The following is a 19675-nucleotide window of genomic DNA, read 5'->3' as shown; positions in this document are numbered from 1 at the left end:
AAACTTCCAATCAGAAGATTCCAGACAAAACATCAGGAGATTGTACCTTGCCAACTTCGCCCTCTTCCCAATCAGGGACTATTCAGTATGCTGTGAGCTGGGATGCGAATCCACAAGAGGCGGATAACAATCAGGGCATATCCAGGCTCCATGTCACCGCCTTTGACACCAGCACCGGGCATATACGCTGGCAACGCGAACCACTCAAAGTGAAAGATATGTATCAATCGAGCGAGCAAAGAATTGTGGATGGAGTACTCTACATCGCTAGCAGCAGCCAGCACAATGCGCTCCTCCTGGCGCTCGATACCCGGGATGGCCATTTGCTCTGGCAGCGCGAAACCGAGGAAACAGGCTTCAATACTATGCAGTTCTGCAAGGGAACCATCTATCAGAATACAGAAACTACCGTTCAGGCCCTGCAAATGAGCAATGGACAGGTACGCTGGAGCTATAAGAGTCCTGCTTTTCTCTCCGGGCTTGTTACGACGAGTGCGGCAGTATACCTTGTCGAAACAGAAATAAACGCGCAGAGCCAGAATGGTCAGCGCAGGTTCGCCACAGCGCTTGATACCACTCATGGCAAGGTTCTCTGGCGGAAAGCCTACACGACCGCGAACGATAGCAGTACCTTCAAGCTCATAGCCACCAAAAATGCCGTCCTGGCTATCAACCAGATTGCTTCTGACCCCTCCACGAGCAGTCCTATCACCAGTGTGCAGGCCTTGCAGCCCGAGACCGGGAGAAGCATCTGGACGATCCCTATGTCAATGTCCAATGAACCGCTATCCGTCACGGCGCTTGGTGATACATTATATCTCAATGGGCACAATCGGCTTTATAATCCTAAAGCTCATCCCGCCTCAGAGCCAGGTCAGGACATGCTCTTGATGGCATTCAATGCTCACACGGGCAAATTACGCTGGCAACGCGAGCACAACTACGAGCAATTTACCTTTCTCTCAGAGCAAGAGTTATACGCCTACAAAGGCTACCGAGGTGATGGAAGCACGCCCAGGAAGACGTTCTGCGCCCTTGACACCGCCACAGGCAAGGATCGCTGGTGCATTGACAGCTTACAGCCCAGCCTTTTTAGCCTGAGTGCTAATAAAGACACGCTTATCGTCGTGGAGGAACTCCAGCCCTCGCCCCTCTCCCTTCAACAGAACCTCTACGCCATAAACAAGCGTGATGGAAAGATTCTCTGGCATCAACCCTGGCAGAGCAGCGCCCCGTCGCTGGTCACTCTGACTCTTGTTACCATCACTCCAGACCAGAACGCAGTTCCTTTCGGCTAAGCCCCTCCTCTGAAGCCTGCAAAAGGATGTCACATGGAAGTAGCCGCGTACGCCAGTAGCGTGTCCGCTACTGGCGTACGCGGCTACTTCCATGTGAGAAGTCTATGCAAGCATTGACCCTACAAAGCCTTGCCTCTAGTATGCTGCGGTGAAGCGCTGGCGGCTGAAACGCGGCTTCTCGACTTCGTCGATGATGGCGATGGCGAAGTCTTCGGCAGAGATACGACTCTCGCCTTTGTCATTGGTCACAAGCTGATCTTTGCCAGTACGGTACTTCCCGGTGCGCTGTCCAGGCTCGATGAGGGCTGCCGGGCTGATGTTCGTCCAGTCCAGGTCTTTCTCGCCCAGGTAGAGATTGAGCGCGTCATGATGGGCGCGTGCAATCCCCTGCAAGGCGGAGGGGAACTCGGGCGTATCCATCAATTGCACGCCAGGGGCGACCTCCAGGCTGCCCGCGCCACCTACAGCGATCAGGCGCTGCACGCCCGTACGCTTGACTCCATCAATCAAGGTGCGCGTCATCTCGACAAAGGACTCGGGCAGCGCGCCATGTGCGGGACCCAGCGCGCTGACCACGAGATCATGACCCGCCGCCACCTTCGCGACACTCTCAGGATCGCTGGCGTCCCCCTGAGCAACCGATAGATTTTGTAGACACTCAGTGAAGCTCGACGGATTGCGCACGATAGCTGTAACCTGGTGCCCGCGCTCCGTCGCCTCACGGGCGATACGCTGGCCAATCATGCCATTGGCCCCAAATAGAGCAATTTTCATTGTATACTCTCCTTATCTAGATTCGCACGCCGGAGACTAGCTGCGAAAAGAATTGGAAGTTGTCAAAGTTTATAATCTCATTGTATGTATAGCCAGGCAAACAAATATAGACAGAGGAAGAATCTTTATCAAACCGCGCCAGAAGACCCCTGTTTTGAAACATGGGGATGAATGGCGCGTTCCTTTTGTGGGGGAGAGAGGATGGAAAGAGGTATTGCCTTTTTACACCGTAACTGCTACAATATAATGTATGAAGCAGAAACGCGCTTTCAAGTACCGCGTGTATCGTGCGACCCGTTTTGCTCCAAACCATGATAAATGGGGGACGAGCAGCGGTGTTTTTTTTGAAAGACACTGACAACTGTTTCTCTGACGAGAGGCGCAATTCCTCTCTCATTCGATAGGAATGGATAGCATCATCCCCACTGTAGCGACTGGCCCTCAATCAGTGAAGCGGGATGAAACGGGGGATGCCTCATAAACCTGATATGAGGACACCTTCTAGCTGGCTACTACGGTGAGAAGCCTGTCTAACAAGGCAGATAAAACGAATGCATGACTGAACCATCGTTACGGAAAACTGGCTTACGCAGGATAACAAGCCAGCCCAAAACGGGAACGAGTCGAGTACACAATGGAGATGGTACAGCTCCATTGCCTATCTGTCAGGACTCCGGTGGAGAATGCACACCTACGGTAGCGCAAAACAGAGCAACGGAACGGAGTAACCGCGTGTTTGCTCTCATGGGGGTCGATACCATGAGCAGGTGCCAACCGCAAGCAGCACGACGGAAGGATTGTCCAAGAAGCGAATGCCTCTCGGAAAGCGAGAGGATAGGCTGACGTGGACACAGTTGTATGGAAAGTAGAAGATCAAGTACGATAGCAAATAGGAAAGCACCCAGGATCAAGAAGAAAATTGACCCTGAGAGTGAGGCTTGGAACAAGTTGCCCTGGCGCAAGTTTGAGCAGCATGTCTACCGCATCCAAAAGAGAATCTACCGAGCCAGTCAACGTGGCAATCAACGTGCAGTCCAAAAACTTCAAAAGCTCTTGATGAAATCGGAAGCAGCAAGGCTTCTTGCTGTACGCCGCGTCTCACAGGATAACCAGGGCAAGAAAACAGCGGGGGTTGATGGAGTGAAGAACTTGAAACCTCAACAGAGGCGACAGGTGGCATCGCTCATTCATCCCAAACAATGGCCGCAGAAAGTAAAACCAGTCCGAAGGGTATTTATCCCCAAGCCTGGAAAAAACGAACAACGGCCTTTAGGGATTCCTACGATGTATGAGCGCGGACGACAATGTCTTGTGAAATCCGCGCTCGAACCAGAATGGGAAGCTCGCTTTGAGGTGAACAGCTATGGTTTTCGCCCTGGACGATCCTGTCACGATGCTATCGCAGCAATCTTTCTGGATATCGGAAAAAAGGCAAAATATGTCCTTGACGCTGACATCCGGGGCTGTTTCGATAACATTGACCAGACAGCACTCTTGAAAAAACTTCAGACCTATCCACGTCTGAGACAGGCCGTCCAGGCCTGGCTCAAATCGGGAGTCATGACAGAGGGGGAATTCACACCTACACCCAGCGGAACCCCGCAGGGTGGCGTTGTCTCTCCTTTACTCATGAATATAGCGTTGTACGGGCTGGAAGAGGCTCTCAAAGGCGTAAAGAGGACCACAAGGGATAAACCCCAAATGGTACGATACGCCGATGATCTAGTGGTCTTTCATTCAACGCTAGAAACCATCCTTGAAGTGAAAACAAGAATCAATGACTGGTTAAGGGACATGGGACTGGAACTGAAGCCAAGTAAAACGAGAATAAGCCACACGCTCACACCCTATGAAGGAAATGTGGGATTCGAGTTTCTAGGATTTTCCATCCGGCAATATCCGGTAGGAAAGAACCGTACAGGGACAAACTCACAAGGCACTCCGCTTGGCTTCAAAACGATCATCAAACCGAGCAAAGAAGCCGTCAAACGACACATAGCCCAGATGAAGCAGCAAATCAACAAACGGAGATCAGCGCCGCAAGGACAACTGATTAAGGAACTTTCTGCCATCATCAGGGGATGGTCCAACTACTACAGAACAGTCTGCTCCAAGGCTGAGTACAGTAGATGTGACTACATTCTTCAGCAACAGCTATGGTCGTGGGCAATTCGTAGGCACCCAAACAAAAACAGACATTGGATTAGGCAAAGGTACTGGAAGAGAGGCGAAGGCCAATACAGCATCTTTGCAACCTCCGAAGATTATGACCTGAGAAGGCATGATGCGACGAAGATCCAACGACATGTCAAAGTAAAAGGTGCTGCCAGCCCCTATGACGGAAACCTCATGTATTGGAGCCAACGACTGAAAAACCACCCAACAACGAGAGGAACACTGGCGATGCTGCTTCTGAAGCAGCAAGGCAAGTGTAGATGGTGCGATTTGCAGTTCCGCGAAGGAGATCAAATCGAGATAGACCACATCACTCCTAAAAGTGAGGGAGGAGGAGAGGAACTGAGTAACAAGTGTGCTCTCCACCGACATTGCCACGACCAAAGACATGGTACCCATAACAAGGGCCATATGATTGAGGAGCCGAGTGAAGAGAAATCTTCATGCTCGGTTTTGCAGACGAGCGGATGGGGCGACCCATGCGCTTAGTTTATCCCACACCACAACAGCGGCAGGTGCTTGCTCAGACCTTTGGGTGTTGTCGTTTCGTCTATAATTGGGCATTGCGCAAGAAAACTGATGCCTATTACAAGGACCACCAGCGACTCTACTACAAAGAGTTGAGTCTCCTGTTGACTGACTTGAAAAAGCAAGAAGAGACGCACTGGTTGAACGAGGTTTCCAGTGTGCCATTGCAGCAAGCTCTTCGTCACCTGGACAAAGCGTTTCTCAACTTCTTTGAAGGACGTGCCAAGTACCCCACCTTCCACAAAAAGCGAAACGCGCAATCGGCTACCTATACAGCAAATGCCTTCACCTGGCGCAATGGCTCTCTTACACTTGCCAAGATGAGCGAACCTCTCCAGATCGTGTGGTCGCGTCCTTTGCCAAACGAGGCCATTCCTTCGAGCGTCACTATCACGAAAGATTGCGCTGATCGCTACTTCATCAGTCTCCTGGTAGAAGAGGACATTGCGCATCTGCCTTGCAATGAGAAGGCGATAGGTGCTGATCTTGGGCTGAAATCCTTTGTGGCCTTGTCCTCTGGGGAAATTGTTGGCAACCCCAGATTCTTCGCCAAAGATGAGAAGCATCTGGCACGCGCTCAGAGACGACATGCCAAGAAGAAAAAAGGCAGCAAGAACCGAGACAAGGCACGCAAGAAGGTTGCGCGTCTTCATGCCCATATCGCTGATCGACGCCGTGATGCGCCTGCACAAGCTCTCGGCACGACTGATCCGTGAAAATCAAACGATCTGTGTTGAGTCGCTGGCAGTCAAAAACATGGTCAAAAATGAGAAGCTCGCCAAAGCGATAAGCGATGTCGGATGGTCTGAGTTTGTGTCCCAATTGGAATACAAAGCCGACTGGTATGGTCGAACCCTGGTCAAGATTGATCGGTGGTACCCTTCCAGTAAGCGCTGTTTCGAGTGCGGTCATCTTCTCGACGCTCTCACGCTTGATGTCCGTGAATGGACCTGCCCTGAATGTGGTGTCCATCACGACCGTGACATCAATGCAGCAAACAATATCCTTGCCGTGGGACTCACGGTTCATGCCTGTGGAGAGAACATAAGACCTGAAGCGGTGAAAACCAAACCAGGCAGTTCTCGACGAAGCAGGAAAGCCTCGAAGTGATTCGAGGAATCCCCCGGCTTTAGCCGTGGGGAGGATGTCAACATAGGCGATGGCATAAGAATAACGGGTTTTCTAGCTCAACCGAGGGTGCAGGCTACAGCCACGTACGATGCCAGTCACTATCCCTTTGGAACGGACATCATTTTTAAGGATGATTTGAGTACCCTCTCAGGAAAGTGGAAGACGAGTTCAGACTGCACGAATCAGAAAGGCGTTCTGCACGTCAGTGAGACGAAAGGTCGGGCGTTTTATCCATGCTTGAGCACATTTGATCCTTTCTATGACGGGTCTGGTAAGTATACCTATGAGGTCACTATCAAACAAATGGATGCCTCTGCCGCAGGTCTGATCTTTCGCGGCAAGAACGATGATCAATACTACCATTTCCTCCTCGTTTCTAGCGATGGTACCTATACTCTGTCCGTTTACGATACACTGGATAAATTCAAACCTTACCAGGTGATCAAGTCAGGGAAGCTACAGGGACAGCTCTCATTTCCCCTACGTATAGGCGTTGTCATCATCGACAAGCAAAGTATTGGACTCTATGCTAATAGCGTGGAATTGGCGAATGTGACCGATGATAATGCTGGGGTTACAGGAGATCTTGGTGTAGCGGTTTTCAACAATCAAGGAACAAAAACGGCCTGGACTGATTTCGTGAACGCCAAATGCTGGGCACACCGAGGCGAATGGTGAGCGAGATAAATGTTGACACATTCCCATTCATCTCTCTGACGCACTATCTGCTAAAGGCTTTTTCGTGCTGCTCTACGCAACGATCTACCCTTTTTTTCTCATTAGCCGCTATATCATGTGCTTCGTCAACTGCGCGTCAGCACGAAAGGTTTCTCCCTCTGGATCGCAACCGAGACCATAGGCGGTCAATGCTGAGGCAATCAATGGTTGAGCAGCTCACTTTTCGCATCTAGTACTCAGCACTGGCGTTGAAACGTGCTCATCCTTCGCGCAAATCACCACGATTTAATGCCTTTGGGGATGAGCCAGCATTCCTCACAAGGCACCCTTAATCACCCTACGCAATCATACACCTGGGTGATGTTCTCCCGCTCGCAAACCTCTATACTTTGTTTCAGGCAACGCACCACATTCCCAGCAAGGGAGAAACGCGTATGCACGTACACATCCGTGTAAAAGCCAATCATAGGGCAAAAACACCATAAACGAGGGCCGATTGTGTCCTCCTTCGAGGCTATACTCTCTTTGTAAGCAGAGATGAAGCAAGAGGCATTCAAAAAGGAGCGAAGAACGCATGAGCATGCAACCATTCAAAATCGCCATTCCCCAGGCTACCCTTGACGACCTGCGCGAGCGCTTAGCCCGCACACGCTGGCTCAGTACTGCCACAGAAGCCGACTGGGCCTATGGCATCAGCCTTGAATATATGAAAGAACTCGCCAACCACTGGCTGCATGAATACGATTGGCGCAAGCACGAGGCGGCCCTGAATAGCTTCGCGCAATTTAAAACCGAGATAGATGGCGTGGGCATCCACTTCATCCACGAACGCGGCAAGGGACCAAACCCGACGCCGCTCCTACTGCTCCATGGCTTTCCCGACTCATTCTATCGCTATCATAAGGTCATTGAGCGACTGACCGATCCCGCTAAATTCGGCGGCGATCCCAATGTCTCCTTTGATGTGATCGTGCCATCTATCCCAGGCACAGGCTTTTCGGATCGCGTTACGGTGGACGACGATACCAATGCCGATCTCTTCGCGAAACTAATGACCCAGGTACTCGGCTATGAGAAATTTGTCTCGGCAGGCGGCGATCACGGGGCCATCATCACCCAGGCCCTGGCGCGCAAGTATCCCGAGTTGCTCATCGGGATTCACCTGACCGATGTGGGCTACCCTGATCAGAATACCGATTTCTCAAGCCTTACACCCGCCGAAATGGAGATGGCTCAATGGGTCCAGAAATGGTTTATGGAAGAGGGTATCGGCGTAAACATGATCATGGCCACCAAGCCTCAAACCCTGGCTTACGGCCTCAACGACTCACCCCTCGGCCTGGCCGCCTGGCTGATCAGCTATGGCAGTAGCGGTGAGAAAGGCAAGGAGGAGTTCAAAACACGCTTTAGCGCTGATGAACTGCTGACCAATGTCACAATCTACTGGGTCACCGAGACCATCAACACGGCGGCAGGGGCCTATTATGCCAATGCACACGTCGCCAGTGGAGGCAATCTCGGCAAGAGTACAGTAGTTCCGGCAGCCGTCGCCCATTGTCCTTACGATCCTCCGCTGCCTCGCGAGTGGGCCGCGCGCCAGGTCAACCTGGTACACTTTACCGATTTCCCTCGCGGCGGTCACTTCATGGCCTGGGAAGAGCCTGAACTCTACGTCGCGGATCTCCAGAGTTTTGTGCGCCAGATCTTGAAATAGTCCAGGCTAGCCTGGACCCTACACTTTGTTAGATATACCGTTGTAGGGGCCTGGCTTGAATGGCCTCCCCCACCCAGGATCGATTGATCCTTTGGCGAGAGAGTTCAAGCTAGCCTGGACCCTACAATTACAATTTGTTGGATTGCTTTCAGAGAAATCTTCCAATCACTCACCCTTATGCCTGGTAAATCAGGTGATTAGGGCTTCCTTTTATAATATACTGAACATACTTTAGGTAATAGATAAGCGATACATTGACATAGTATGAAAGAGAAAATACTCGATGAGTACTGCATCCATGACTAACACGACATCCAGCCAGATCCGCCTGCGAGGTTTCGCGCTGGCTAGCGTGCTGATCGCGCTGATGCTCTCTCTCTTCCTGGAGGCTCTGGACCAGACGGTTGTGGGGACCGCCATGCCGCGCATCATCGCCGAGCTGCATGGGTTAGATCGCTACACCTGGGTTGTGACGGCCTATGTGCTGACCACAATGAGCATGGTACCAATTGTAGGCAAACTCTCCGACCAGTTTGGCCGCAAGTGGTTTCTGCTTGGTGGTACTGCTCTCTTTCTCATAGGTTCACTCCTGGCCGGGGCATCGCAGACGATGAATCAATTGATCTTCTTCCGCGCGCTACAAGGGATGGGCGCGGGCATTGGCATGGCCCTGGTCGCGACCGTGGTTGGCGATCTCTTTCCTCCAGCCGAGCGAGCCAAATGGTCAAGCCTCTTCGGCATCGTGTATGGTGTCTCCAATCTCTTTGGTCCAACGCTTGGCGGCTGGCTTACTGAGCATGGACCGCTTATTGGGAACTTTGTGACTACAAGCAGCCGCTGGCGCTGGGTTTTCTATATCAATCTGCCTGTAGGCTTAATCGCAGTCATCGCGCTGCTCTTCTTCTTGCCAGCCCACCTCTCGGTCCGCACCAGTGAAAAAACGGGCCTGGCGGCGATACGGCATATCGATTTTCTGGGCGCGGTTCTCTCCACGGTCGCGACCGTCTGCCTGATGCTGGGACTGACCTGGGGCAGTTCACAGATGTATGCCTGGAACTCACCTCAAGTCCTTGGCTTGATGGGTATTGGCGTAGTCCTCTTTCTCCTGTTTATCCTGGTCGAGCGCAGGGTCGCCGAACCCATCCTGCCCCTGGACCTGTTCCGCAATCAGGTCTGGAGCTGCGCCGCGCTTTTGACCATGCTCCAGATGATGGTGTTGATGGGCCTCTCGCTCTACCTCCCTCTCTACTTGCAGGGAGTGCTCTCTGTCTCGCCCACCATCGCTGGCCTGGTCATGACGCCCCTCTCTATAAGCATGGTGGTTGGCGCGATGCTGGCAGGTCCCATCATCGGCGCGCTCAAGCGTTACCAGCTTGTTACCATCATCGGAGCGCTGCTGATGGGAATTGGTACCTTCTTCTTCACGCTGATGACGCCCTCAACCAGCCTGTGGCAGGCCATTGGATTCATGATCCTGGCGGGCATCGGCACCGGGACGTTCTTCTCCCTCACAGCAGTCGCGCAGAACGTTCTGCCAGCCAGTCGCCTGGGCGTCGGCACGGCGGCAAACAGATACCTGGGACAACTGGGCGCGACGCTGGGCATCGCCATTGTGGGAACCGTGGTCAATAGCTCCGCCTCCAGTGATGTGATGCGCAGCCTGCCGAGTACTGAGGCCGGTAAGCTCTCCCTCGCCACCGCGCTCCAACACGGCTTCGTAGCCGTGCTGCTCTTCACGATCATCGCGCTGCTCGTGACCTTCTTCCTCAAAGACGTGCCCTTCGTCACCGCCTCGCCAGACCAGGCAGTTGAAGAGGCTGATGCAACGGCTGAAAAACAATCTGTTCCAGCGTCTAAATAGCATCTTGGTGCAATTGTAGGGTCCATGCTGGCATAAACTCCGAGGCCCACAGGCCGATACCCAACCGCTGGGTAGTCGCTGCGCTCGGAGTCCATGCCAGCATGGACCCTACGGTCTTTCTGGCTCCATATGCTATGCTCCGCTCTTCTCGGTAGCTTGCAATACGCGTTCAATCAGCGAGGCTATCATGCGTCCATATCCATCATCCTGTAAGAGGTGCGCGACTCCCTGCGCTCTGCTTGCATATGCGCGAGCTTGTTCGTGGTCACCAAGGCGCAGACAAATCTCGCCCAGGTTCGCATAAAGCGAGGGAAAAAATCCCTGTACGCGTTCGTCTCCTACGGCCTCGGCTGCCTTCAGGGCGCGCTGGTGCCATAGCAGCTGCTCTCCTGGTTCAGTGCAGGCATGGGCCATAAAGTGGGCGACAACGCATGCCTGGTACTGGTCCTCAGTACGCAATGCCTCATCCCACATTTCAATGTAAAGTCTCTGTGCACCTTCTCGGTCCCCATTCAGTACCTGACCCTGAGCATGATTAATTTTTTCGAGCACCGTGTCCTCCTTCTTTTTTTACTACCTATTTTTCACTGTTTTACCTTTTAACCATTGCACAAATACCTGTTATTTGGTAAAATAGAAGAGGTTATTGGGATAGTTATATTTATTTTAAGGGTCGTCAGGGATAAGAGATGCCGCTCGACGGATTGCAGATACATAATTACCGCTTGCTTCGGCTGGTGGGAAGTGGGGGCATGGGAGAGATCTATCTCGCGGACGACATACGCCTCGCGCGCCAGGTCGCGATCAAGGTCGTTCGCACTGAGGAAGATGAGGATGAGGGCAGCGAGACAAGCAGCAAGGCGTTGCGCCTATTTCAGCGTGAGGCACGGACAATTTCGATGCTTGATCATCCTCATATTTTACCCCTCTTTGATTATGGGGAAACTACGTTGAATGCCGCCCAGCTAACCTATCTCGTGATGCCGTATCATGCCGAAGGCTCACTCGATATCTGGCTGCGCAAGCGCCGCCGCGCGACGCTGCTGCCCCCTCAGATGGTTGCACAGATCGTGCGCCAGGCCGCGAACGCCCTTCAGTATGCCCATGATCATCATATCATCCACCAGGATGTGAAATCATCGAACTTCCTGGTCAGTAATAGCCATGTGCAGCCTGACGTCCCTCACCTCCTGCTCTCGGACTTTGGCCTGGCTCGCCTGCGCCTGGACAACTCCAATTCAAGTAAGCATGCGCGTGGCACACCAAATTACATGGCCCCCGAACAGTGGCGAGGGGAGGCTGTACCCGCCAGCGATCAATATTCCCTCGCAATTATGACCTATAAGCTGCTCACCGGACAGTATCCCTTTCAAGGTGATGCCGTTAGCATCCTTTACCAGCATATCCAGACCGCGCCACCCGATGCCAGCCAGTTTAATCCAGAGATCTCTCCCGGGGTAAGCGCGGTTATTCAGCGCGGCCTGGCGAAGAAGCCCGAGGAGCGCTATCCGACCATCGCCGCCTTCGCTCAGGCCTTTCACCAGGCTATCTATGGTCCAACTGAGTCAGACGAACTGGTGCTTGAGCGCTCTACCTCGGAGTTCAGCACCGAATTGCCCAGCCAACTTTTCCACACCCAGTTTCATTCCGTTTCACAGAACGCCTCATTCCAAATCGCAAGCAGTCCCCAGACTCCCTCAAGCGAGTATGGCACCCCGTCATCACCCATTACAGGGGTAGATTGGCAAGAACCCTCACTCCATACAAGCGAGCCTAACGACCCTGGCGACGCCCCGCCAGCTCCCTTACCCCTACCAGGCGAGATTCAACTGAAGCAGATATCTAGCAAACTCGAACAATCCGGGTCAGCCTCTATATTCAAACCAGCCAATATAGATGATGGTGGGCAAGAACCCCCTCTCCCCACCTGGAACACAGGCGACGATAAGAATAAAGGGCGGAAAGAGAAGCGCAGGCGGTTTCTCCTGGCTGCAATCATTCTTCTGATCCTGCTCGCCCTTCTGGGTACCTTCGTGCTAAACACAGTCCTCAATGACCATACCTCGACCCTTGTGCCTGGTAGCTCTCCAGGTACTCAGACACCAATAGCGACAGCCCGTCCGACCACTGGCAACACACCTGGAGGTGTTCGACCAAGTCCAACAAGTGCTGGAGTAGTAGGAGCGACCACTCCTGTCTCAAAAGCCAGGGCGACCAGTACAGTCACATCGCTCACACCCACCCCAACTGGAACAACCACGACCAATCCCTTCCAGGTACAGGGAATCAATATCGCATTCGATCCCCCTACCATCTCGACCTCCTGTGGCGGCATCGCCACCGTTACCTATATCGCGACTGTTACTGTCAGCGACAACAGCCCTGGCGGCGAGGTCGACGTCAAATACTCATCCGATAACGGAGCAAGCTATAATACAACCACGCTCACCTTCGCCGCAGGTGAAACCAGCCAGAGCTTTAACTTTAGTCGCCAGCTAACCATCTCGCTCAACCTGCTCAACCTCATAAAGCTCGACGTTGAACACACCGGCATCGTCACCACGACCCGCCCCAACTCCATCACAAAAAGCGCCGCCCCATCAGAAAGCTGCCATTAAATTCTTTTACATCTATGCAAAAGGTGGTATACTTCTTTTTAAGAAAAACGTGGACAAAATAGAGCATAAAACGGTTACATCTATGATGAGGGATTTTCATCAATTTGTGGCTTTTCTGCTGGGCCTGAGTGTTGGAGCGCTCCCCCTGGTGGACTTCCTCCTACTCATGGGCTTTATTCGCTTTGTCTTTCCCAGCCGCCTACACGACCTCTCGAGGCTCCTCTACGACTGGATTCTCCCCCTGATTACCTGCATTCTTGCCGCGGGCATCTTGCTCTGGGGCATGCTCTATGCCTATTCCGGCTCGCTGGGACGCATTACCTTTAGCTTCGGCATCTTCCTGGCGCTACTCCTCTCAACCCTCCCGGCCCCCCTGCTCTTCATCTACTGGAGCCAACATCGCTATCACGACGGCCTTGAACACAAAGATCCAGCCTGACAAATTCTCTTCGGTAGTCGAGCCTGCGGCGCTCACAAAAAGTTGGTAGTGTTGTCTGTATTGCGGACTGAGTCCGCAATACAGACAACACTACCAACTTCAAAAGAGGCAGATGGATCATTATATGTAGACGCGTACTTTAGTAGCGTCGCTCCCCGTCGCTCTTGACATCCTTGCGAGTGACCGTTACATAAGCAACAAAGGCAATAATCAAGATTGTCAGAGCAAGGCTGACCCAGCCCGTACCCAGGCCAGCTCCACCGGCGCTTGGCTCCTTGCCTGCCCAGTCTGCAAATGAGGCACCAAGCGGCCTGGTCAGGATATAGGCGAGCCAGAAGGCGATGATCTCATTCAGACCAAGCAACCAGTAGGCCAGAGCTGGCAGAGCGATCAATACGATGAACAGCACGCCTGAGGCGAAATAACCCAAATGGGCGGTCATCGCGGTCAGATCACCTACGGCGGTGCCAAGCGCAAACGTCGCCATGACCGTGGCCCAGTAGAATAGCTCGCGGCGACGCGTGTAGATGCTATGAATGGATAGCGTCTTCTCGCTTAGATACCAGACGGCAAAAATGACGACCAGTGCGACCAGAAATAGGACGCTTGATACGATATACGGAACACCTAACCCTATGTGTAGTACATCGGCGGCCATCGTGCCAAATACGGCAACCATGGCAGCGGCTAGCCAGTAGATCCAGGGTACATAGCGGCGCACCACGAACTGCAATAGCAACGCCACTACAAATCCAATGAACCCAAGGCCAACCGCGATTTCCGGAGCCATGTGGTTCACGAGAAAGTCCGAGGTCACCTCGCCCATGGCAGTGGTCAACAATTTGATGATCCAGAAATAAACCGTTATTTCAGGAACCTTTTTCAGGGCTTGTAAAGCAAGCTGCCCGGGCTGGACAGCATTATCCTGCGTGGACTGATAGCTGGTGGGCGAAAGGGAAGGGTTGGGGAATGTGGAATCTGTATCTGATCGATGTGGTGGTATGGTTTTACTCAAATGCTCATTCTCCTAATTAACGACAATAGTGCTATATATTCATTGATCATCTTTAGCATGTCATCATCTGCGGTCATCATTTAGTGAGCAAATATATTTATATAACCGCATTTATAAATTCAAGACAAAGTAAGGCCAATTGAACGCTAGCAATGTGCTATCAAGGCCAATGTAGCCTATATTCTAACATACAAGAAGTTAAAACATAAAATGATCCGGCAGAGATAGGACCAAAAGGAGCCCACTCCTGGCGTACACGGCTACAGGAGCGACGCCTGGGAGGATACGGCTACCCTATGCGCTCAAAACGCAGGCGCTCACAGGCATCCCCCCTATGGCTGCGAAAGACGAAGGCGTAAATAGTACTCTCGGGATCCCGCTGGAACTCGATCACTACATCATCAACCCACGAATCATATTTGTAGCAGAGATCACCTACGGTAGGCTCGAAAGCAAGGTCCAGGCCACAGCGATGGCGATTGCGATTGCGCAGGCAGACGCGTCCATCCTCAATGCTCACATCATAGGTGGTAGCGAGTTCCTCACAATGGTAGACTCCCGCATAGGCCTGCGCCTCAGGCTCGCTCAAGGGTGAAGAGCGGAAAGGAAGAAAGGTCCAGGTACGCTCGCCACGAGAGACCTCCAGGTGAGCATGCACACCACTTTTACCGGGAACAACCGTAACCTGGTAGCTTCCATCAGAGATCTCAAAGGTGTGCTTCTCGCGCGGCAACAACTCGACCTCATCAAGGCCGTTGACGGTAACACACAGGCGACCTTCTACATCCGCTATTTGCCAGACATAGGCATTCTCGGGACAATGATAGGAACCTGTCACACATGCACGCTCCGCCTTGCTCAAGATGTATGGCGCTCTGCTTGCGACAGGTGCGGATGGTTGCTCAGACTCATCGAGCAGGATAGCCCGCAGACGCCCGGTATACTCCCAGGGCAGCAGACGTGAGGTGTTGGAGAGGATGAAGAGGGATAGGCGCTCTCCGACATAGTGCTCACAAACCGCGACATAGCCACAAGTCCAACCCCGGTGATCAATGAAAGGCGCGCCATTCCTGGTCCCCACACATAGCCCATAGGCATAGCCCGTGCTTGTCCCATCAAGTAAGCGGCCAGGAGTCAGATAACGTTCTATAAGCTCTGGTCTGCCCTGTCCCAGGCGATTGACCGAGAGATTCTGATACCAGAGCGCCAGGTCTTCGATACAGCTCCACACGCCGTCGTCACCAGTCAGCTCTAACTCGTTAGTACAGGTAAAATGAGTTGCTTCACCCATATCAAACTGGTCGCTTCCTGGCTCTTCATTGCGCAGGGGGAAACGACCATAGCCAGTCGCGCGCTGCTTGATAGGCAGAGAGTGATTCTCGCGGAAGCAGGTATTCTGCATGCCCAGCGGCTCATAAATGTGCTTCTGGCTAAACTGGCTCAGAGTCTGACCCGTAATGCGCTCAATCATCAGCGAGAGTAGGAAGTAATTAGAGTTCGAGTAGTGAAAGCGCTCGCCAGGCTGAAAGATCAGCTCACGCTGTGCCAGAAGAATCTCTAGCGCCTCGTCCCGATTCAAGTAATCGTGAAATTTGACACCAGCCATGAAGAGCGCGAGCACATAGTAATCGCGAATGCCGCTACACTGGTGCAGCAGGTGAGCCAGCGTGATACGCGGACCATAATCGGGAAACTCCGGAAGGTATTTGCGAATATCATCCTCAAGCGAGAGACGCCCTGCCTCCTCCAGCAAAGCGATGCACATCCCTGTAAACTGCTTTGCCTGCGAGGCCAGGCAGAAAACGGTACGCGGCGTAATCGGCACATCATGCTCCAGATTCGCCACGCCATACCCCCGCTTAAAGATCAGCTCTCCATCGCGCAGAACGCCAACCGCGCAACCCGGAGTATCCTCCTGATTATATGCCTGGAACAAGGCATCGATCTTCTCCTCGACCTGCTGCTCTAATGTCATCATAACCTTCATTCCCAGAGCTCTAAATCAAATCAGGTCCCTATTGTCTTCAATGCATAGCAAGCTGTCAAGAGCTACTTGATGCTGTTGTAGACCGCCACCCAGTCATGAGAGATTTTATACTGGGCATCGCTCAGGCTTAATGCACCAGAACAGACCTCGTTATGCAGATAATTCTCCACCACGTTTTTCTCGCGATAACCGGGAAAAGGGCTACCAGCCTCAGGCCAGAGATTAGAGATGGCATTGGACCCACCCAGCCCAAGCGAGATAAAGTGATCGACCTCGTACTGCCCGGGCCTGTAACTACTAATACCATAGCTGGCATAAACCTTACGCTTGGTACTCTGCGAGACATTCCGCACCGAACTGGCATAACCAGGAGTACAAACCTCCTTCGTAGTCGCATTGCTAAAGATAGCCCCAGGAGTACACGTTGCATCAGGATACGGACCATTCGCCTGGCACGCCTGCGCCGCATAGGTATGCTGCCCCTGATCATGCATGGTTGCAGCGCTCACAGGGCTGTACATACCAAACAAGAGGACGAAAGAAAGCACAAGTACACTTCCCAGCATAGATATATTTCTCACAAGCTCACCTCATTGCTTTTACTACGACACTCCTGCCCTCTCAAACATCGTGCTATGTTCCCAGAGCCAATTCCCAGCCACGCCCTATTTCAAATATACGCATGCAAGCATAATTTTCTATACGTTCTATACAACCTCATTTTATGCCTTTAAGAAAGCTAACAGACTTAAACATACTTTGGCTCTCTAAGTAGGTCCATTTGGCTGTAGACGAGAAGGCTGCTTCCTACTACAATGGCGGATAATCTGGCAATAAAAGAAGAGATGAAGGAGAGACAAATGAGCCTTCCCGTATTTTTTGTGGATGCCTTTACAAATACGCCCTTCGCGGGCAATGCGGCGGCAGTCGTAGTACTGGATGGACCTCGTGAGGATGCCTGGTTGCTACGCGTCGCCAGTGAGATGAACCAGGCCGCGACCGCCTTTATCTATCCCCAGGATAATGGTTACAACCTGCGCTGGTTCTCGGCCAAAGTCGAGCTGGAGTTGTGTGGGCATGGCACCCTGGCCAGCGCACATACCCTCTGGGGCCAGGGCTACCTGGCAAGCGATGCCCAGGCTCGCTTCCATACCAGGGCTGGTCTCCTGACAGCCAACAAGGTTGGTGAGTGGATCGAACTCAACTTTCCCGCCAAGCCCGAGGAGCAAGCGGAGATCTTACCCATCTTTGCCGAGAGCCTTGGTGCGACACCACTCTATATCGGTAAAAGCCAGCTCGACTATATTGCCAGGCTCGAATCTGAAGCGGTCGTGCGCGGCCTCCAACCAGATTTCGCGCGCCTGGTGACTATCCCGGCTCGCGGCATCATCGTCACCGCGCAAGCCGACGCTAACCATGACTATGATTTTGTCTCGCGCTTCTTCTGCCCCAGCGTAGGCATCAATGAAGATCCCGTGACAGGCTCAGCCCACTGCGCTCTCAGCCCCTTCTGGAGCAAGCAACTAGGCCGCGACCAGCTTACCGGCTACCAGGCCTCAGCACGTGGGGGAGTTGTCCGCGTCCGCCTGGATGGCGAGCGCGTGCACCTTGGAGGACAGGCCCTAACCACCCTGCGCGGCGAACTACTTTCTTAATCCAAGTATTGCAGCAGAAGGGCCCTGGCGAACGCCAGGGCCCTTCTGCTGCAATACTTGGATTTATTCATTGACAAGCAGCGCGATTAGACGCTCTCGATCAACATTGTTTCGGATAATAAAGACACGCTCCCAATGCTTCTCTAGATAGACGCGCATAAAAGCCGCGGTCAGCGGTATCGTCTTTTGACACCGCTCCAGGCGCTTGATTAAGACCTCTGCACTAGCAAGTCCAGCACTGGCCCTATCCTCTTCACGATACATTCGCACAGCCTCGACCACAGTGGGATCAGATTCAATATTGCCAATGCCATAGCTACGCGTGTTCTTCATGAAGTTGAAAAGCAGCTTTGTAGGATAGGGATTGGTGCCGCGCAGAGTTTTAGCAATATGGCGACGCAAGACGCGCCAGACCGCGACAAGCCAGGGCACCTCAAGCAACACAATATAATCGGCCTGATAGATAAGGGGATCGGTCGAGATAATATAGATGCCCTCGGCGATCCACGCGGATTGCTCCGCGATAACGGCGGCATCCTCCACCCAGGCCAGCATGTCATTGCCACGCTTCCAGCCAATTTTATCCAGATCGTGATGAGGTATATCAAGCTTGCGAGCCAGGTCCTGAGCCAGAGTCGTCTTCCCGCTGCCAGGGCCACCAAGAATACAAATTTTTGCCATATGTCTCTCTTTCGGTACATTTTAGTGTGTAAAAGCGCAAGTTTCACAAAACCTTGAGTGAAAAAATGCCAGAAATGCACGCGAAAGAGGACCACCGCCTTGTGCCGTGATAGGGAGACAATTTCGCATGAGGATCGAAGTTGAGGATTAAAGAAGCTTGTGAGAGCCGCCGAACCTCTGGGAGAAATTGCTAACGCCCTGCCCTACTCTTATGACAGACAAAACAAACCCTTGCCGCACCAGGCGACAGTGGCCTTCCTCCGTCATACACTTCCAGGCATACGTTAGCAATGAGCCGGCATACTCGCTCCTTCATGAAGAATATCTATTTACCCGGCCAGTATACACAAGGCAGCACAAAAAGTAAATGCCCGCTTGGGTCCGGGGTATATCATTTTTTGCAAAGAAGGCATCACATCAAAAACATGACGGGCATCCCGATATCCTCCACCAGGTTGTTTTTCCCCTCAACGTACGTTATGCTTCCTCAAAGACCCATCGCAATCACAACATGATCCTAAGCGTTATCAAGCAGAGAAAGGGATATCATCGTGAAGCGAATTCTCCTGACGGGGATGTCTGGAACCGGTAAATCCACGATAATCAGTGAGCTTGCCGCACGTGGATATAAGGCCGTGGATGCGGACTGCGATGAATTCTCAGAGTGGGTGGAGGTCACCAGCAACGCTGGCACCTTAGAGTCACCGGTCGAAGTGGATAGGGACTGGGTGTGGCGAGAGGACCGCATTCAAGACCTCCTGTCTACTGAGGACACCGATGTGCTGTTCCTGAGCGGATGCGCGGAGAATATGCGGAAGTTCCTTTCCCAGTTCAACCACGTCGTACTGCTGAGTGCGCCCACTGACGTCATCGTTGAACGCTTGCGCACAAGGACAAACAATCAGTATGGGAAGCATCCCGACGAAATCGCTCGTGTGCTTGGTTTAGTAGAAACGGTCGAGCCATTGCTACGACGTGCCGCGGGACACGAGATCGATACCAGTGCTAGTCTCGAGGATGTCATGGCGACCCTGCTCCGACTGGTCAGGCATACTTGACCCCGTCTCGCGTAATGAACGTACAGAGCGATAACAAAGAACGAGCTTCAGGGAAAAGGAGTT

Annotated in this window: 15 protein-coding genes and 1 pseudogene; 10 read left to right on the top strand and 6 right to left on the bottom strand. The window is 52.6% G+C overall.

Annotation, left to right across the window (positions count from 1 at the left end; translation table 11 throughout):
• The first annotated feature begins 47 nt into the window (after nt 1-47).
• Nucleotides 48-1298 (top strand): outer membrane protein assembly factor BamB family protein, encoded by a 1251-nt coding sequence (locus tag KRAC_RS35190; protein ID WP_040445558.1) that lies wholly within the window; start codon nt 48-50, stop codon nt 1296-1298.
• A gap of 135 nt (nt 1299-1433) precedes the next feature.
• On the opposite strand, the gene KRAC_RS35185 is transcribed toward KRAC_RS35190, so the two are convergent.
• Nucleotides 1434-2072: an NAD(P)-dependent oxidoreductase gene (locus KRAC_RS35185; protein WP_007915689.1), complete on the bottom strand. Its 639-nt coding sequence runs from the start codon at nt 2070-2072 to the stop codon at nt 1434-1436.
• Between the two features lie 858 nt (nt 2073-2930).
• On the opposite strand from KRAC_RS35185, the gene ltrA reads away from it, so the two are divergent.
• From ltrA to KRAC_RS35160, 5 genes and pseudogenes are all read left to right on the top strand, one after another.
• Nucleotides 2931-4736, top strand: a complete 1806-nt coding sequence (gene ltrA / locus KRAC_RS35180) for a group II intron reverse transcriptase/maturase (RefSeq protein WP_007915677.1) — start codon at nt 2931-2933, stop codon at nt 4734-4736.
• Nucleotides 4727-5885: pseudogene (locus KRAC_RS79895) on the top strand (RNA-guided endonuclease InsQ/TnpB family protein). Before ltrA ends, KRAC_RS79895 begins: the two are co-directional and overlap by 10 nt.
• 258 nt (nt 5886-6143) lie before the next feature.
• Nucleotides 6144-6584, top strand: a complete 441-nt coding sequence (locus tag KRAC_RS35170; protein ID WP_169460980.1) for a hypothetical protein — start codon at nt 6144-6146, stop codon at nt 6582-6584.
• A gap of 574 nt (nt 6585-7158) precedes the next feature.
• Nucleotides 7159-8298: an epoxide hydrolase family protein gene (locus KRAC_RS35165; RefSeq protein WP_007915673.1), complete on the top strand. Its 1140-nt coding sequence runs from the start codon at nt 7159-7161 to the stop codon at nt 8296-8298.
• Between the two features lie 283 nt (nt 8299-8581).
• On the top strand, nt 8582-10159 hold the full coding sequence (locus KRAC_RS35160; RefSeq protein ID WP_052568811.1) for an MDR family MFS transporter: 1578 nt from the start codon (nt 8582-8584) through the stop codon (nt 10157-10159).
• A 132-nt stretch (nt 10160-10291) separates the two neighbouring features.
• Here KRAC_RS35160 and KRAC_RS35155 read toward each other — a convergent pair whose 3' ends face one another.
• Nucleotides 10292-10711, bottom strand: a complete 420-nt coding sequence (locus tag KRAC_RS35155) for a hypothetical protein (RefSeq protein WP_007915671.1) — start codon at nt 10709-10711, stop codon at nt 10292-10294.
• Nucleotides 10712-10863: 152 nt separating this feature from the next.
• Between KRAC_RS35155 and KRAC_RS63140 the strand changes: the two genes are divergently transcribed.
• A complete protein-coding gene (locus KRAC_RS63140) occupies nt 10864-12777 on the top strand; it encodes a serine/threonine-protein kinase (protein ID WP_244422416.1) in 1914 nt (637 codons plus the stop codon).
• A gap of 82 nt (nt 12778-12859) precedes the next feature.
• Nucleotides 12860-13216 carry a hypothetical protein gene (locus KRAC_RS35145; RefSeq protein WP_007915669.1) on the top strand — a complete coding sequence of 119 codons (357 nt, stop codon included), beginning with the start codon at nt 12860-12862 and terminating at the stop codon, nt 13214-13216.
• A gap of 139 nt (nt 13217-13355) precedes the next feature.
• On the opposite strand, the gene KRAC_RS35140 is transcribed toward KRAC_RS35145, so the two are convergent.
• The 3 genes from KRAC_RS35140 to KRAC_RS35130 all read right to left on the bottom strand — a co-directional run bounded on the left by KRAC_RS35140 (nt 13356) and on the right by KRAC_RS35130 (nt 16799).
• Entirely contained in the window at nt 13356-14231 is an 876-nt protein-coding gene (locus KRAC_RS35140) for a COG4705 family protein (RefSeq protein ID WP_007915668.1), read from the bottom strand.
• Between the two features lie 289 nt (nt 14232-14520).
• Nucleotides 14521-16209 carry a serine hydrolase domain-containing protein gene (locus KRAC_RS35135; protein WP_157507463.1) on the bottom strand — a complete coding sequence of 563 codons (1689 nt, stop codon included), beginning with the start codon at nt 16207-16209 and terminating at the stop codon, nt 14521-14523.
• A gap of 71 nt (nt 16210-16280) precedes the next feature.
• Nucleotides 16281-16799, bottom strand: a complete 519-nt coding sequence (locus KRAC_RS35130) for an HNH endonuclease (protein ID WP_169460979.1) — start codon at nt 16797-16799, stop codon at nt 16281-16283.
• 279 nt (nt 16800-17078) lie between these two features.
• Between KRAC_RS35130 and KRAC_RS35125 the strand changes: the two genes are divergently transcribed.
• Complete coding sequence (locus KRAC_RS35125; protein WP_007915664.1) at nt 17079-17873, top strand: PhzF family phenazine biosynthesis protein; 795 nt, start codon at nt 17079-17081, stop codon at nt 17871-17873.
• A 63-nt stretch (nt 17874-17936) separates the two neighbouring features.
• Here the strand turns inward: KRAC_RS35125 and KRAC_RS63135 are convergent, their stop codons facing one another.
• Nucleotides 17937-18554, bottom strand: a complete 618-nt coding sequence (locus KRAC_RS63135; RefSeq protein ID WP_007915662.1) for a P-loop NTPase family protein — start codon at nt 18552-18554, stop codon at nt 17937-17939.
• Between the two features lie 551 nt (nt 18555-19105).
• Between KRAC_RS63135 and KRAC_RS35115 the strand changes: the two genes are divergently transcribed.
• Nucleotides 19106-19612, top strand: coding sequence for a shikimate kinase (locus KRAC_RS35115; protein ID WP_007915660.1), 507 nt, complete (start codon nt 19106-19108; stop codon nt 19610-19612).
• The last annotated feature ends 63 nt before the right edge of the window (nt 19613-19675 follow it).

It is taken from the genome of Ktedonobacter racemifer DSM 44963, from assembly GCF_000178855.1.
In the GTDB taxonomy this organism is placed as follows: Bacteria; Chloroflexota; Ktedonobacteria; order Ktedonobacterales; family Ktedonobacteraceae; genus Ktedonobacter; species Ktedonobacter racemifer.
This window is presented reverse-complemented; position numbering and strand designations above follow the sequence as displayed.

Coding starts and splice junctions, on each gene's coding strand:
- KRAC_RS35185 (WP_007915689.1), bottom strand. CDS start 2,072: ATGAAAATTGCTCTATTTGGGGCCAATGGCATGATTGGCCAGCGTATC.
- ltrA (WP_007915677.1), top strand. CDS start 2,931: ATGGAAAGTAGAAGATCAAGTACGATAGCAAATAGGAAAGCACCCAGG.
- KRAC_RS35165 (WP_007915673.1), top strand. CDS start 7,159: ATGAGCATGCAACCATTCAAAATCGCCATTCCCCAGGCTACCCTTGAC.
- KRAC_RS35160 (WP_052568811.1), top strand. CDS start 8,582: ATGAGTACTGCATCCATGACTAACACGACATCCAGCCAGATCCGCCTG.
- KRAC_RS35145 (WP_007915669.1), top strand. CDS start 12,860: ATGATGAGGGATTTTCATCAATTTGTGGCTTTTCTGCTGGGCCTGAGT.
- KRAC_RS35135 (WP_157507463.1), bottom strand. CDS start 16,209: ATGATGACATTAGAGCAGCAGGTCGAGGAGAAGATCGATGCCTTGTTC.
- KRAC_RS35125 (WP_007915664.1), top strand. CDS start 17,079: ATGAGCCTTCCCGTATTTTTTGTGGATGCCTTTACAAATACGCCCTTC.
- KRAC_RS63135 (WP_007915662.1), bottom strand. CDS start 18,554: ATGGCAAAAATTTGTATTCTTGGTGGCCCTGGCAGCGGGAAGACGACT.